We start from the raw sequence: 14,227 nt of genomic DNA on the forward strand, positions 1-14,227 counted from the left end.
TATGAGAATATTAAATCTACTTAAAATCGCATATAAAGCCATTGTTCTTAATAAAGTGAGAACATTGCTGACCATGTTAGGTATTATTATCGGTGTAGCATCGGTTATTGCTATGTTGGCTATTGGTGAAGGATCAAAAGAAAGTATTAGAAGTACTATTTCTAGTATGGGTTCTAATATGATCACCATAAGACCTGGAACTGATGACAGAGGACCTGCAAGGGGTAGTGGTGGCGATGTGCAAACACTTACGTTAGATAACTACGAAACAATAAAGGAGAAATCTACGCTTTTAAGCTATATTACTCCCGTAGTTAATGGTGGTGGACAGGTGATTAGCGGTGCGAACAACTGGCCCAGCACAATCTACGGCGTTAACCCAGAATATTTAGAGATTAAAGTTGTGGGGCTACAAAGTGGTAGTATGTTTACCGATGCCGAAGTAAAATCTGCTTCTAAAGTGGTAGTGCTTGGACAAACAGTGGTTGACAATGTTTTTCCTGATGGGCAAGATCCTGTTGGACAAATGATTCGTTTTGATAATATTCCGTTTAAGGTTATTGGAGTTTTAGAGGAAAAAGGAGAAAACACCTTTGGTCAAGATCAAGATGATGTGGTAATTGCTCCTTACACAACCGTTCAAAAACGTATTTTGGCTATTGATTATTTAAATCAGATTATGGCATCGGCAGTTAGTGAAGACGATGCTCCCGATGCGGTTATTGAAGTGACTGATATTTTACGTGCAGAGCATAAGTTGATGGACAACGAAGATGATGATTTTTCTGTACGTTCTATGGAAGAATTAATATCTACCTTTAGTTCCACCAGTGAAATGCTAACGATACTATTAGTTGCTGTGGCAAGTATTTCATTATTAATAGGTGGTATAGGTATTATGAATATCATGTACGTATCTGTAAAAGAGCGAACTAAAGAAATTGGTTTACGTATGGCGGTAGGCGGTAAAGGTTCTGACATTCTACTTCAATTCTTAATAGAAGCTATTTTAATTAGTATTACAGGCGGACTCCTAGGGGTAATCTTAGGGTTAAGCGCTACCGTTTTCATAGAAAAGTTCTTACATTGGCCAACTAGTGTTGCCATGTATTCTATAATTATATCATTTGCCGTTTGTGCGGTTACCGGAATTTTCTTTGGATGGTATCCGGCTAAAAAAGCATCGGCATTAGATCCGATTACGGCATTACGCTACGAATAAGTAATTATGTATAAAAACAAAAATATCATATTTGTTCAGCACCTTCTTATTTGGTTGGTGCTGTTCAGCATTCCGTTTGTTTTATCATACGGACAAGATTTGGACAATAATCGATTAATTGCCCATTTCTTGATTCCTATGTTCTTCTATGCAATGATATTTTATTTGAACTTTTTCGTAATAATAGATAAATTTCTATTCTCTAAAAAGACACTAGCTTTTATTATTATCAACCTTGGCTTAATCGGTCTTTTTATTCTACTCAAAGAATTTATTGAAGCTAATTACTTTGCAGATTTGATAAAAAATAGACCGCAAGATGAAAATAGAGAAGGACCTCCATTTAAGCTATTCTTATACGTACAAATGTTGTCTTATGCAGCTCCCGTATTATTTTCTATCGCTATTAAGTCAACAAAGAGATGGGTAAAAACAGAGGCAGAAAAAAAAGAGGCAGATAACTTTAAGTTACAAACAGAATTGCAACACCTGAGATATCAGTTACAACCACATTTCTTTTTTAATTCTTTAAATAACATTTATTCATTGGTAGATATCTCCCCTGATAAGGCGAAATCTACCATTCATAGTCTAGGTAAACTAATGCGGTATTTGTTATATGAAACAAGTACAGAATTAGTTCCGCTTTCAAAAGAGATAGAGTTTATGCGCAAGTATATTGAGCTAATGAAACTGCGCTTAACGGATAAGACTACTGTAGAATCTAGTTTTCCAATTAGTGAGCCTAATCTTAAAATTTCACCGTTATTGTTTATTTCATTAATTGAAAATGCTTTTAAACATGGTGTTTCTGCAAGTAAGGAGAGTGTAATTTCAATCGATATGATTACGAAAGAAAACAGCGTTATTTTTCAAATTGAGAACTACAACTTTCCTAAACAAATTTCTGATAAAAGTGGTTCTGGTATTGGATTGCCTAACTTGGAAAAAAGATTAGAATTATTGTACCCCAGTAAACATCAATTTCAACAAAAAATTAAAGATGGTATTTATTCGGTTTACTTAAAAATTGAAACGTAATATGGAAGCTGTTCAGATTACCTGTATGATTGTCGACGATGAGCCTATGGCCGTAAATTTAGTGGAAAGTTATGTGGAGAAAACTCCGTATTTAACATTGAAAAAGAAATGCAATAGCGCCATAGAAGCCATGCAGTTTTTAAATACCGAAAAAGTTGATTTACTATTTTTGGATATTCAGATGCCCGATTTAACAGGACTGGAATTTTCCAAAATGTTACCGAAGCAGTCTCGAGTGATATTCACTACAGCCTTTGACCAATACGCGTTAGAAGGCTTTAAAGTAGAGGCTTTAGACTATTTACTTAAACCTTTTGATTATGCTGAATTTTTAACCGCAGCAAATAAAGCTTTGGCTTGGTTTTCATTACTTAGAGCTGGGGCAACCACCAATACTCCTGTAGTTTCTGAAGAGAAAGAATTTTTATTTGTAAAGTCTGAATATAAACAACTTCGTATTAAACTTGCCGATGTATTGTATTTTGAAGGCTTAAAGGATTATATAAAAATTTGGTTGAAAGACAACCCTAAACCAATTTTAACATTGATGAGCCTTAAAAGCTTAGAAGAAGAATTACCAGCATCTAATTTTATGCGCGTGCATAGATCTTTTATAGTATCTCTAAAATATGTTGAAGTGGTTGAGCGTAGCCAAATTATTATCAACAAACAACGTATTACGGTATCTGAACAATATAAACCTAGATTCTTAGAATACATAAATGATAATTCATTGAATTCTTAAGATTACAGTATTCAGTTTTGAACACATAGGCCCAATTATTCTTCTATATTTTTCAGTACATTTAAGTCTGACTTTTAAACCTATCTAAAAATGAAATTACATTATTCTTCAATTTTAGTTTTTTCAATCATTATTTCTGTTCTAATAATATCTTGTGGGAATAAGCAAAAGAAAGAAAATTCAGAAAGTAATACAGAAATTAAAACTGATATTAATCAGCCAAAATGGACTTCTATATTTAACGGTTCTGATTTAACGGGATGGACTATAAAAATTCCAGGACATGAATTAGGCGAAAACTTTGGGAATACGTTACGGGTGGAAGATAGTATTTTAAAAATTCGTTATGATGCGTACGGACCGGAATTCAAAGACAGATTCGGTACTGTTTATTTTGATAAATACTTGACCAATTATCGATTGAAAGTGGTTTACAGATTTGTTGGTGAAACGGCATCTGGCGCACCAACTTGGGGCTATCGTGATAGCGGAATACAATTTCATGGTCAGCCTCCAGCTACTCAAAAATTGGATCAAGCTTTTCCGGTTTGTTTAGAATATAATTTTCATGGTGGTAACGGTACAGAAGATCGCCCTTTGGGTGCCGCTTGTACCAATGGTATGTTCGTTGAATATAATGGAGAAAGGAACACGACCACTTGTATTGCCGCTGATATTGCAAAAACGTTTCACGGTGACCAATGGGTAACTGCTGAAATAGAGGTGAATGACGGAGTAATAACCCACTATGTTAATGGAGAAGAAATTTTAAGTTATTCTAATCCTACATATAATCCCGAAAATGAAACTGCAAAATCACTAATGAATGGCGATGATACCAAAGTAAAAGGTGGCTATGTTTCCTTACAGTCTAACAGCCACCCAATAGATTTTCGTTCAATTGAACTTATGGAATATTAAGGTCAATATATTTTTTATAACATCACTTTTTCCCCAGTTTTAGCTGCCAAGAAAATAGCATCAATTATTTTCATGTCTTTAACCCCTTCTTCACCATCAACGGGAACAATAGGTTGAACGCCTTCAAATAGTAAAGCCGCCATTCCATCCATTTGTAAAGTTTGATGTGTTATATGTGGTTGCGTTAATTTACCTTCATGTGTTTTGCCTTCAATGGGTCCGTACCCTGTAGATGGTTGCATTTCTACAAACCCTTTAGATCCAGTCATAAAAAAGCGATCTAAATAATTCATACTATACGTGGATAGACAATTAGCGACGGCACCACTGGGGAAACCCATTTGAAATTGTATGGTTTCATCAATTCCTTCTTTAAATTTAATTGGGTCTGTTTTTGTTTCTTGTGCGGTTACCCAAATTGGTTCTTCGCCTAACATATACCGTGCTCCGTTGATGGAATAAATACCAATATCCATCATAGCGCCACCACCGGACAGTTCTTTGTTTAATCGCCATTGGGTTGGGTCTCCAATAGTGAATCCTGACTGCCCTTGAAAGAACTTGGTATCACCGAAAACTCCGTCTTTTCGCATTTGAATAACAGCAACTGTTTTAGGTTCAAAATGCATTCTATAGCCAATTAATAGTTTTACATTTTCAGCTTTACAAGCGTCTACCATCGCTTGCCCTTCTGCTGCATTAACACCCATTGGCTTCTCACAGATAACATGTTTCCCTGCTTTCGCAACTCGTATGGATTGATCTTTATGTAAACCGTTAGGAGTTATTACATAAACGGCGTCGATATCGGGATTGTCTTTTACTGCATCAAAATTTTCGTAATTATAGCAGTTCTTCTCGGGTATGTTATATTTTGATTGCCACTTTTTAATCTTTGAAGGAGTTCCACTGATTACACCAACTAATTTGGCTCTTTTACAAGCTTCCATAGCTTCGGCAACTCGTGTACCATAGCTTCCCAAGCCCATAATGGCAACCCTTAAAATGGGTCCGTCATAGGATTCTGTTGAACTGGCGAACAATTGAGTAGGATTATATACTAACGGAAGTCCTACCGCTGTTATGGATAATTTCTCTATAAAATTTCTTCTTGAACTCATGAGTGTTGTAGTTTGGTGATTAATAAGTATCTAAATATACAGAAACTATATATGACTTGTTGTTAAGTTTTTTATTCATATCTGCATACATAAAAACTATAACAATTCTTTCTTTTTTGAGACAATCTTGTGGTGAATGTCATCAATACAATTGCAAGACATCTTTTAATTTGCAGTATAATATTATTTCTATGAGTAGAGGATTTGTAAAGGAAGAAGATCAGGAAGAAATACCAATGGTAGCGCCAAGGGCCGACTTACCCATGGGAGCAACTAATTATGTTACCGATAAAGGTTTACTTCAACTTTTGAACGAAAAGGATAACTTGATGATGGATAAAAAATCAACGAATCTAGAGAATGAAAAAGAACAACGAATTGCCATCAATTTAATAAATGCCAAATTGCAATTATTAAATGAACGTATATCTTCTGCAAAGGTTGTAAGCTTAGTTGACCAACCAAAGAACGAAGTTCGTTTTGGTGCTATTATCTCTTTATTGATAGGTGATGCAAAAACTCCTAAAGATTTTCAAATTGTAGGTGTCGACGAAGCAAATATTGCAGAAAATAAAATTTCATTTCTATCTCCTATCGCAAGAATTTTAATTTCTAAAAAAATAGATGATGTGGCTGTTCTTCAAATCGGAAAAACAGATAGAACCTTTAAAGTCCTTGGAATTAGATATTCTTAATCGAAGAAATCTCTATTTTTCATTAGCTTTCGCTTCCTCATATAGTCCTTGTAAATCAACCACTTATAATTAAATCTATTTTAAATATTTCTCAGCGTTATTTTCTTTTTGAGTCTGTTTTTCATTTTTCACAGCTAATTATACCTTTTTATTCCAAGTAATTTTATGGCAATCTTATCAAAACGTCTATAAAATGAAGAATAAAATAACCGATACATCGAAACAAAAAGACTTAGAGAATTATCAGAAAGATATGACCGATAAAGCCTTGACAACAAATCAGGGTTTAAAAGTAAATGATACAAATAATAGTCTTAAATCTGGAGAGCGCGGATCTACCTTATTAGAAGACTTTCTTTTACGTGAAAAAATAACAAATTTTGACCATGAACGAATTCCAGAGCGAATTGTACATGCGCGTGGTAGTGCCGCACATGGATATTTTGAGCTTTACGAAAGTATAGAAGAATATAGTAAAGCAGGTATTTTTACAGATACTTCACGTAAAACTCCTGTTTTTGTGCGATTTTCAACCGTTGCAGGATCTAAAGGTTCACCCGATCTAGCCAGAGATGTTAGAGGTTTTGCCGTTAAATTCTATACACAAGAAGGTACCTGGGATTTGGTAGGTAACAACATGCCTATTTTCTTTATACAGGATGCCATGAAGTTCCCAGATTTAGTTCATTCCGTAAAACCGGAACCAAATAAGGAGATTCCACAGGCTGCATCTGCTCACGATACTTTTTATGATTTTGTATCATTGACTACAGAAACTTTACACAATCATATTTGGGCAATGAGCGATAGGGCAATTCCAAGAAGTCTTAGAATGATGGAAGGATTCGGGATTCATACCTTTAGATTAATCAATGATAAAGGAGAAGCACATTTTGTGAAATTCCATTGGAAACCGACCTTAGGGGTACACTCCGTAACATGGGAAGAAGCTGTAAAGATTAATGGCGCAGATGCAGATTTTCACCGTAGAGATTTATGGGATGCAATTGAGGCTGGACAATATCCAGAGTGGGAGCTAGGCGTACAAATTGTTCCTGAAGCCGATGAACATAAATATGATTTCGATTTATTAGATCCTACTAAATTGATTCCAGAAGAAATGGTTCCGGTTAAAATCATTGGTAAAATGACTTTAAACAAAAACCCTGAGAACTTCTTTGCAGAAACAGAACAAGTAGCCTTTTTACCCGGACATATCGTTCCAGGTATCGATTTTACGAACGACCCACTACTACAAGGTAGATTATTCTCTTACAGAGATACGCAATTATCTCGTTTAGGGAGCCCAAATTTCCATCAGATTCCCATTAACCGTCCGGTTGTAGATACACATAACAATCAACGCGATGCTCATATGCAAATGGAAATTCCTAAAGGGCAAACAGCTTATTTTCCGAATAGTTTAAGTGGCGGATGTCCACATTTGTCTAAAATGGCAGAAGGTGCATTTCATTCTTATGAAGAACGAATAGATGCTAGAAAGATTCGAACCCGAAGTGAAAGTTTCAGTGATCACTTTTCGCAACCAGCACTTTTTTATAGAAGTCTTGCCGATTGGGAAAAAGAGCACATAGCAGCTGCATATACTTTTGAACTAGGGAAATGTAACCATGATCATATTAAACAACGTATGCTATGGTTAATTGCTCAAATTGATTCGGATTTAGCTAAAACAGTTTCTGAAGGTTTGGGTATCAAAATTCCAAAAAAAATAGAACAACCAATTAATCAGGCTATTGGTGCAGATGCAGACGTTGAAAAACATCAGCCTGGAAAAAAGAAAATTTATTTAGAAAAGTCAGCGGCATTGAGCATGGCAAATACAAAATTTGAAAGCATAGCAACTAGACAAATAGCGGTGCTTGCGGCTGATGGGTTTAGTATGAAAAATTATAAATCTATTAAAGACAAACTGGAAAAAGAAGGAGCTGTAGTTAAGATTATTGCACCACATGGTGGAAGTATAAAATGTGATCAAAATATGGATTACAAAGTAGATGCGGCAATTGCGACTACTGAAAGTGTACTATTCGATGCAATCTACATTCCTGGAGGAGAAAAATCTGTAAATACATTATTGAAAAATGGTAAGTATTTGAAATTCATTAATGAAACATTTAAATATTGTAAAGCAATTGCAGTTGATGATGAAGGTGAGAAAGTTTTAGATAACTCTTTTGCTTCTAATTATAAAGATGATAAAGCAATACACATCAATGATAGTGCAGCTGATTTTGTTAAAAGTATAGCAAAACACCGAAATTGGGATAGAAGATCATATTCTGATATGGTTCCTGTTTAATTGTAATAGCTATTGTAGTAGATGGATTCTAGTAGTTAATCTATGATATGGCAACAAGAATTAATTTAGATAAAACTTTCTATTACTAAATACGTAAATAAATAAAGGTCTTCTTGCTTACCTAAGTTCAGAGTCTTAATAAACAAAAATTCGAGGCACGCCTCATATTAATTAATCTCCGGTAATCGAGTAAATTTTAAAAATTATGAAACTAAGAAAAATCCAAAATTTATTATTTGTTGGAATAGCGATTTTAGCGTTGAGCTCTTGTAAAGATCAAGCAAAAATAGATGCTGATAAAAAAGCCATGGAAGAAAAAGTAGCCATGGAAGAAGCTAACGTTAAGGCTGAGGAAATAAAAATGAAAGAGGAAGCCAAACAAAAAGAATTGATGTCAACAAGCATTACTGCAGTAGCTAGTAACAATGCAGAATTATCTACTTTGGTTTCTGCAGTAAAAGCAGCCAATTTAGATAAAATGCTATCTGAACCTGGCAGTTATACGGTATTTGCACCATCGAATAATGCGTTCGAAAAATTGCCTAAGAAAATGTCTATAGCAGAATTAGGTAAACCAGAGAATAAAGAACTATTGACTCAAATATTACAATATCATGTAGTTTCTGGTGTAATAACAAGCGATAAATTGGTAGCCGCTGTTAAAGGTGCAAATGGAAAATATACATTTACAACCGTAGGCGGTAAAGATATAACCGCAAGTCTTACAGGAGATAAAATTATTTTAAAGGATGAAAAAGGAAATAAAACAGAAGTGGTTTTAGGAAACGTAAAAGCTTCTAACGGAGTAGTACATGTTATTAATAATGTGCTTTTAATGAAGTAAATTCTAAACTGCTAAGAATTAAAAAGAGGACCAAATAGGTCCTCTTTTTAATTTGAGATAAAGTTATACTGAAGTGAAATTTCTTTTTAGGTAATTTTTCATTTCAATATTTATCTCTTGCTGATTAGCTAGCGGTTCTTTAGTAAAAGGGACTTGTTGCATATACGGGAATGGTCCAAACTCTGGTGTTATAGTAAAATTAGACAATGTTTCATGTTGTTTAATTATTCTTTGCCACCAAATAATAAATTGATTTAAATGCTTTTCCCATTCTGGAGCAAAAGGATTATTTACCTGTGGGCATTGCTCAAAACCCACACGTGCATGAATATGTATTATTCGTGGAAATACCTGTTCAAGAATATGTTCTTGATCCTGCAACATACTTTCTGAGGTTACGCACCAATGTGATAAATCGCCCACTAATTTTAATTTTGGATATTTATGTAAATAGCTTAGAGTAGTGGTTGAATGAAAAGTGAAGCGCCCTCTATGAATTTCATGGTATATAGATATTTTATGTTGCGAAGAAAAGGATTCAATAGCTTCAATTACTTTACAATTCTCATCAAAAGAATAATGGTCTTTACCTGTATGAGAATTAATAAAGTTGGGCTGATATGGTAAAGTTCTTTTCAACTGATCTAAAACATTAGAAATATATTCTTCAACCGTTTCATTTTTTAATGGTAATACTTGTTGCAATACAACTATAAAATTTGGATGTAGCTTTCTTATATTTTGTAATTCATGGAATAATTCATTTTCAAAGGTTTTATTATATGGTAGATTCATTTCTACACCTTGAAAACCCTTTAAAATTGCCAACTCGATAAATTCTTTGGCTGTTAAATTTTCGCTACCCCAATGCGGATATAAATAATTAATAGTAGCCATTTAATATAAAATAGGATTCAACGGAGAATTTACAGTTTCACCAATTTTTACACCAGGGCACCATGTTTCCCAATCATTTTTTTGTCCATCATTAGTTGGCTCTTGCAGTTTCATATCCTTATCCATGTAAATTATGGTCATTACTTTTCGCATCTCATTAGTAGTATTGGCACCGGCACGATGAAAGACCCAGCCAGAGTGAAAACTAATTTCACCAACATCAAACGGCTCTATAACATGTTTAAAATCAGTTACTTTTAATCTGTTCTGAATTGCTTTTTCACTCTCATCACTAATAGATAAATCTCTACCTTCCATAATTTCATGACTACCAGCACTAAATTCAAGCGGACCCATAGACAATGGCGTGGCTTGTAACGGAATCCACGCTGTAACAGTTTTATCTGTTTGTAATGGCCAATAATATTGATCGGCATGCCAAGGGGTGATTCCTCCGCCGGCTTCTTTAAATAATGCCTGATCATGGTATAGGCGTACCCCGTCGACTTGTAATAAATTTGATGCTATTTGGGCAAGGCGTTTAGAAAATACAAATGTTTTTATGTTATCATCTTCTTTCCATAAATTAAATAGCTGTATAAAGGCTTTTCCATAAGTATCCCTTTTTTCTAATGGCTTAGTAGCAGCATTTAATTCGTTTACTTTTTTAGATATAATAGTATTAAAAAATGAAATTGTATCGCTATCAAAAACGTTTTTCAATTTTATAAATCGGTGTTTTTGATAAAAATCGATTTGATTTTTTGATAAGGAATAGGTTTTATCAAGTAATTCTTGTTTTTGCATAATCGTGATATTGTTTCTGTAAAACTAGCTTTGATAATAGCAAATCACTTTTTGTATTTTAACCAATACTATGCATATCTAAACATAAAATATGTAATTTAGTAATTAGAAGAGTTTATATAAGTTATATGAAACCAGTAGTAGAAAATATTGGCTTATTAAATAGTAAGCAGTCATTTCATTTCTTTAAACTTGAAGTAGATTATTTTAAACCCTTCTGGCACTACCATCCGGAATTAGAACTTACTTTTATTAAAAAGGGACGAGGTACCAGATTTGTAGGCAATAGCATTCTACCATTTGCCATTAACGACCTAGTATTATTGGGGGCTAATCTTCCGCATAATTATACATCATTAGAGCAAGCAAAAAAGAATAGTCATGAGGCTATTATAATACAGTTTCCAAAGGATATATTTAAGTCATTTAAGGAATGTGAACTATTCAATCAACTTTATATTGATGCAGAAAGAGGAATTCAGTTTACACATCCGCCCAAAAAAACAATTCACTTATTGAACCTGTTTGAAAATTTAGGAAAACCGCAGCAATTATCTGTTTTAATAGAGATTCTAGATACTTTGTGTAAAGATCAGAACAGGAAATATCTTTCGTCCTCTACTTACCGTCATCATTTAGCAAGTTCCAAAACTCAGCATAAAATTAAATCGGTTACAAGTTTTATCCTTGAAAATTTAGATCAAAAGTTAACGGTTACTATGATGGCCGAGCACGTTAATATGGTAGAACAATCTTTTTGCCGTTGGTTTAAAAATGCAGTCGGTCATTCTTTTATTACCTTTTTAAACCTGGCTAGAATAGAACAAGCCTGTATGCATTTATCAACTACTGACAAACTTATACAGGCTATAGCTTTTGATTGCGGCTTTGAAAGCCTATCACATTTTAATAGAACCTTTAAAAAAATAAAAGGTATTAGTCCTAGAGTATATAGAGCTTAAACTTCAGCTTCCGCCTCGGTTTCTACTTCTATAGGATCTTCTTCAATTACTTTCGCAACTGCCGGAACTGAATCTTTCAAAACATTGAACTTCTCTACACGCGCCATATCATCTTCTTCTCCCGAAAAATATGGAAAAACATCCATTATAGGGGACTCTGATATGGAAGGTACGGAGTATTCACCTATAGTATCTTTCATAACACTTATGGTATTGTCATAGGCTTCTTTAACGTCATTTGCCTGTATTAACAAATACATGTTGGTTTTACGTTCTTTACCACTTTCTTCATCAAAAGCAATTAAAGAAACTTTAGATTTAAACCATCTATCTGAATTTTCGAACGGATGAATTTCAGCAAAATTAGCAACCTTTATGTTTGTGATTTTAATTTCTTCTGTATCACTCAAGTATACCGACATTTCTTCGGTAATTCTACTTTCTGCTTCGGTATAAGAAATGGCATCAACCAAAAAAGGTTCGGTTTTTACCTTCAACATTCCTGAAGCTTCGTCTAATTTTCTATATTTTATTTTACACTCGTACCACGTTGCACTCATATTTTTTAGTTTTTTTTGGGGTGATAAATATACTTCTTAGTCATAGTTTGCAACGCCAAAAAATACAATAGATATTCACAATCTTGATATAGAAATCATAGGTGCTTAAAAATTAGATATTTATATGGTATAAATATTGTAATTGTTTTTTTAAGAACTATAAGAGCCTAAAACAATTCTTCTTTTACCATGTCATAGTAAGAATCACTAACCGGAATTACAACATCTGAAAGCAAAAGATCTCTTCCTTTAAGTCCGGTAACGCTATTTTTATTAATGATATAGGATCTATGAACCCTCATAAACATTGAACTAGGCAGTTCTTGTTCTAATGTCTTTAAACGTTGGTTACTAATAATCTTTTTATCTCCCATGTGGAAGGTAACATACTCGCTATCACTGACAACGTATAAGATATCGTCATATTTTACCTTGTGTAGATCATAGCCAGATTTAATAGTTATTGTATCCGATTTTTCAGTTGAAACATTCGTCTTAACTTTGTTTACAGCAGTAACAAAACGTTCAAAAGTTATCGGTTTTAAAAGGTAGTCAACAGCATTTAACTCATAACCTTCCAGAGCATATTGAGAGTAGGCAGTCGTGAAAATTATTTTAGTATTTGCGTTTACCATTTTAGCAAAATCTGTACCCTTTATTTCTGGCATTTGAATATCTAAAAACAAAAGATCAACGGAATGTTCTTTCATAAGCTGTAACGCTTCTAACGGATTTTCAGCTTCACCTACCAAGTTAAGAAAATCTAGCTTTTCAACATATGTGATAAGTAACGCGCGTGCTAGCTCTTCATCATCTACTACAATACAATTTATGCTAGTCATGCAACTGTAATTTTAGGTTTACTTTAAATGCCTGCGATGTTTTGTTTATGGTTAAATGATGACGATCAGGATACAAAATTGCCAATCGTTTTTTAACGTTATCTATACCTATACCGCCAATATCATCTTTAATTATCTTAACCTCAGGTTTACTATTCTCAATTTCAAAATCTATGAAGTTTGAAGTAGCAGTAATTTTTAAGTTAATAAAAGTTCCTTTTATCTTTTCAATATTACTGTGCTTTAAAGCATTTTCCAAAAAAGGAATCAATAACATGGGTACAATTTCTACATTTTGGTTCTCAATAGAGAAAGTAGTGGTTATAGGGTATATTTTACTACTTTTTAAAGAGAACAGTTTAATATAGTTTTCAATGTAATCTATTTCTTTATAGAGTGGTACAATCTCTTGCTCGCATTCATATAATACATACCTGAGCATATCAGACAAATAGCTAATACTTTGCTGTGTTCTACCTGAATCAATTGCGGACAATGCATAAATATTATTCAGTGCATTAAACAGAAAATGCGGATTAATTTGTGATTTTAACAGTTTTAATTCGGTCTGTAAGGCTTCATTTTTATTGATGATGATTTCTTCTTCCTTTTTCTGTGCAAATAAAAATAACTCTACCAGCGTAGCGATAGCATAAGCTATAGCTATTAGAAGTAAATTGATAAAAAACCTTGATGGTGGTCTTCGGTTAGCGACTAAAGGCGGTCCGTCCTCAAAATGTGGTCTTGAGCCAATACCAGGTCCTGGTCCGAAATCAGGGTTCATTCCTAAATTAGGCGTTGATACAAGATTGGACAATACTAGGGTAACGATAAATACCGTGGCTATAGAAACCAAAGTAAACCACATATACTTTTTCTTCAATAATAATTGTGGTATCGTATAATAAATGAGAATAGCGATAACCACTATTTGAAAGATTAACGCCATTCCGTTCTCACTCACAAACTGTAAATCACTACTGCTAAATATCCATGCTGTTGCCCAAATTAAAAGCCAAAGGGCTACATGAAATATAAAATTCTTATGTCTGTTCATGATGCAAATAAAAGGAATAAAATCTCAATCGTATTCAATAAACAGCCCTATCAACCAGTGATTTTAAAGAACTCACTGTATATAAAAAAGCATTCACTTAAAAGTAAGCGGTAAACACTTAATTGGCTCGTATGGCATACAAGTTTCTTACACCTTTGTAATCGAATTATTAATCATTAAAAATAAAACA

Annotated in this window: 14 protein-coding genes; 8 read left to right on the plus strand and 6 right to left on the minus strand. The window is 33.7% G+C overall.

Annotation, left to right across the window (positions count from 1 at the left end; translation table 11 throughout):
• Position 1: 1 nt before the first annotated feature.
• The 4 genes from BTR34_RS17480 to BTR34_RS17495 all read left to right on the plus strand — a co-directional run bounded on the left by BTR34_RS17480 (position 2) and on the right by BTR34_RS17495 (position 3,929).
• On the plus strand, positions 2-1,222 hold the full coding sequence (locus BTR34_RS17480) for an ABC transporter permease (RefSeq protein ID WP_068484805.1): 1,221 nt from the start codon (positions 2-4) through the stop codon (positions 1,220-1,222).
• 6 nt (positions 1,223-1,228) lie between these two features.
• Positions 1,229-2,263: a sensor histidine kinase gene (locus BTR34_RS17485; protein WP_082960164.1), complete on the plus strand. Its 1,035-nt coding sequence runs from the start codon at positions 1,229-1,231 to the stop codon at positions 2,261-2,263.
• 1 nt (position 2,264) lies between these two features.
• Positions 2,265-3,008 (plus strand): LytR/AlgR family response regulator transcription factor, encoded by a 744-nt coding sequence (locus BTR34_RS17490; RefSeq protein ID WP_068484804.1) that lies wholly within the window; start codon positions 2,265-2,267, stop codon positions 3,006-3,008.
• 90 nt (positions 3,009-3,098) lie between these two features.
• Positions 3,099-3,929 carry a 3-keto-disaccharide hydrolase gene (locus BTR34_RS17495; protein WP_068484803.1) on the plus strand — a complete coding sequence of 277 codons (831 nt, stop codon included), beginning with the start codon at positions 3,099-3,101 and terminating at the stop codon, positions 3,927-3,929.
• A 14-nt stretch (positions 3,930-3,943) separates the two neighbouring features.
• Here BTR34_RS17495 and BTR34_RS17500 read toward each other — a convergent pair whose 3' ends face one another.
• Positions 3,944-5,050 carry a Gfo/Idh/MocA family protein gene (locus BTR34_RS17500; RefSeq protein WP_068484802.1) on the minus strand — a complete coding sequence of 369 codons (1,107 nt, stop codon included), beginning with the start codon at positions 5,048-5,050 and terminating at the stop codon, positions 3,944-3,946.
• Between the two features lie 191 nt (positions 5,051-5,241).
• Here BTR34_RS17500 and BTR34_RS17505 point away from each other — a divergent pair, with 191 nt between their 5' ends.
• The 3 genes from BTR34_RS17505 to BTR34_RS17515 all read left to right on the plus strand — a co-directional run bounded on the left by BTR34_RS17505 (position 5,242) and on the right by BTR34_RS17515 (position 8,912).
• Entirely contained in the window at positions 5,242-5,745 is a 504-nt protein-coding gene (locus BTR34_RS17505) for a GreA/GreB family elongation factor (RefSeq protein WP_068484801.1), read from the plus strand.
• A gap of 193 nt (positions 5,746-5,938) precedes the next feature.
• Complete coding sequence (locus BTR34_RS17510) at positions 5,939-8,068, plus strand: catalase (protein ID WP_068484800.1); 2,130 nt, start codon at positions 5,939-5,941, stop codon at positions 8,066-8,068.
• A gap of 205 nt (positions 8,069-8,273) precedes the next feature.
• On the plus strand, positions 8,274-8,912 hold the full coding sequence (locus tag BTR34_RS17515; RefSeq protein WP_068484799.1) for a fasciclin domain-containing protein: 639 nt from the start codon (positions 8,274-8,276) through the stop codon (positions 8,910-8,912).
• Between the two features lie 63 nt (positions 8,913-8,975).
• Here BTR34_RS17515 and BTR34_RS17520 read toward each other — a convergent pair whose 3' ends face one another.
• Together BTR34_RS17520 and BTR34_RS17525 are read right to left on the minus strand one after the other, a co-directional pair.
• Entirely contained in the window at positions 8,976-9,809 is an 834-nt protein-coding gene (locus BTR34_RS17520; protein WP_068484798.1) for a hypothetical protein, read from the minus strand.
• Positions 9,810-10,616: a phytanoyl-CoA dioxygenase family protein gene (locus tag BTR34_RS17525; RefSeq protein WP_068484797.1), complete on the minus strand. Its 807-nt coding sequence runs from the start codon at positions 10,614-10,616 to the stop codon at positions 9,810-9,812.
• A gap of 128 nt (positions 10,617-10,744) precedes the next feature.
• Here BTR34_RS17525 and BTR34_RS17530 point away from each other — a divergent pair, with 128 nt between their 5' ends.
• Positions 10,745-11,578, plus strand: coding sequence for an AraC family transcriptional regulator (locus tag BTR34_RS17530; RefSeq protein WP_068484796.1), 834 nt, complete (start codon positions 10,745-10,747; stop codon positions 11,576-11,578).
• Here BTR34_RS17530 and BTR34_RS17535 read toward each other — a convergent pair.
• From BTR34_RS17535 to BTR34_RS17545, 3 genes are all read right to left on the minus strand, one after another.
• A complete protein-coding gene (locus BTR34_RS17535) occupies positions 11,575-12,138 on the minus strand; it encodes a DUF4494 domain-containing protein (protein WP_068484795.1) in 564 nt (187 codons plus the stop codon). The genes BTR34_RS17530 and BTR34_RS17535 overlap by 4 nt on opposite strands.
• A 167-nt stretch (positions 12,139-12,305) precedes the next feature.
• The gene (locus BTR34_RS17540; RefSeq protein ID WP_068484794.1) at positions 12,306-12,980 is read right to left on the minus strand and encodes a LytR/AlgR family response regulator transcription factor; all 675 of its coding nucleotides are present in this window, start codon (positions 12,978-12,980) and stop codon (positions 12,306-12,308) included.
• The gene (locus BTR34_RS17545) at positions 12,973-14,037 is read right to left on the minus strand and encodes a sensor histidine kinase (RefSeq protein ID WP_068484793.1); all 1,065 of its coding nucleotides are present in this window, start codon (positions 14,035-14,037) and stop codon (positions 12,973-12,975) included. Before BTR34_RS17545 ends, BTR34_RS17540 begins: the two co-directional genes overlap by 8 nt.
• Between the last annotated feature and the right edge of the window lie 190 nt (positions 14,038-14,227).

This window comes from Maribacter hydrothermalis (assembly GCF_001913155.1).
Classification (GTDB): Bacteria; Bacteroidota; Bacteroidia; order Flavobacteriales; family Flavobacteriaceae; genus Maribacter; species Maribacter hydrothermalis.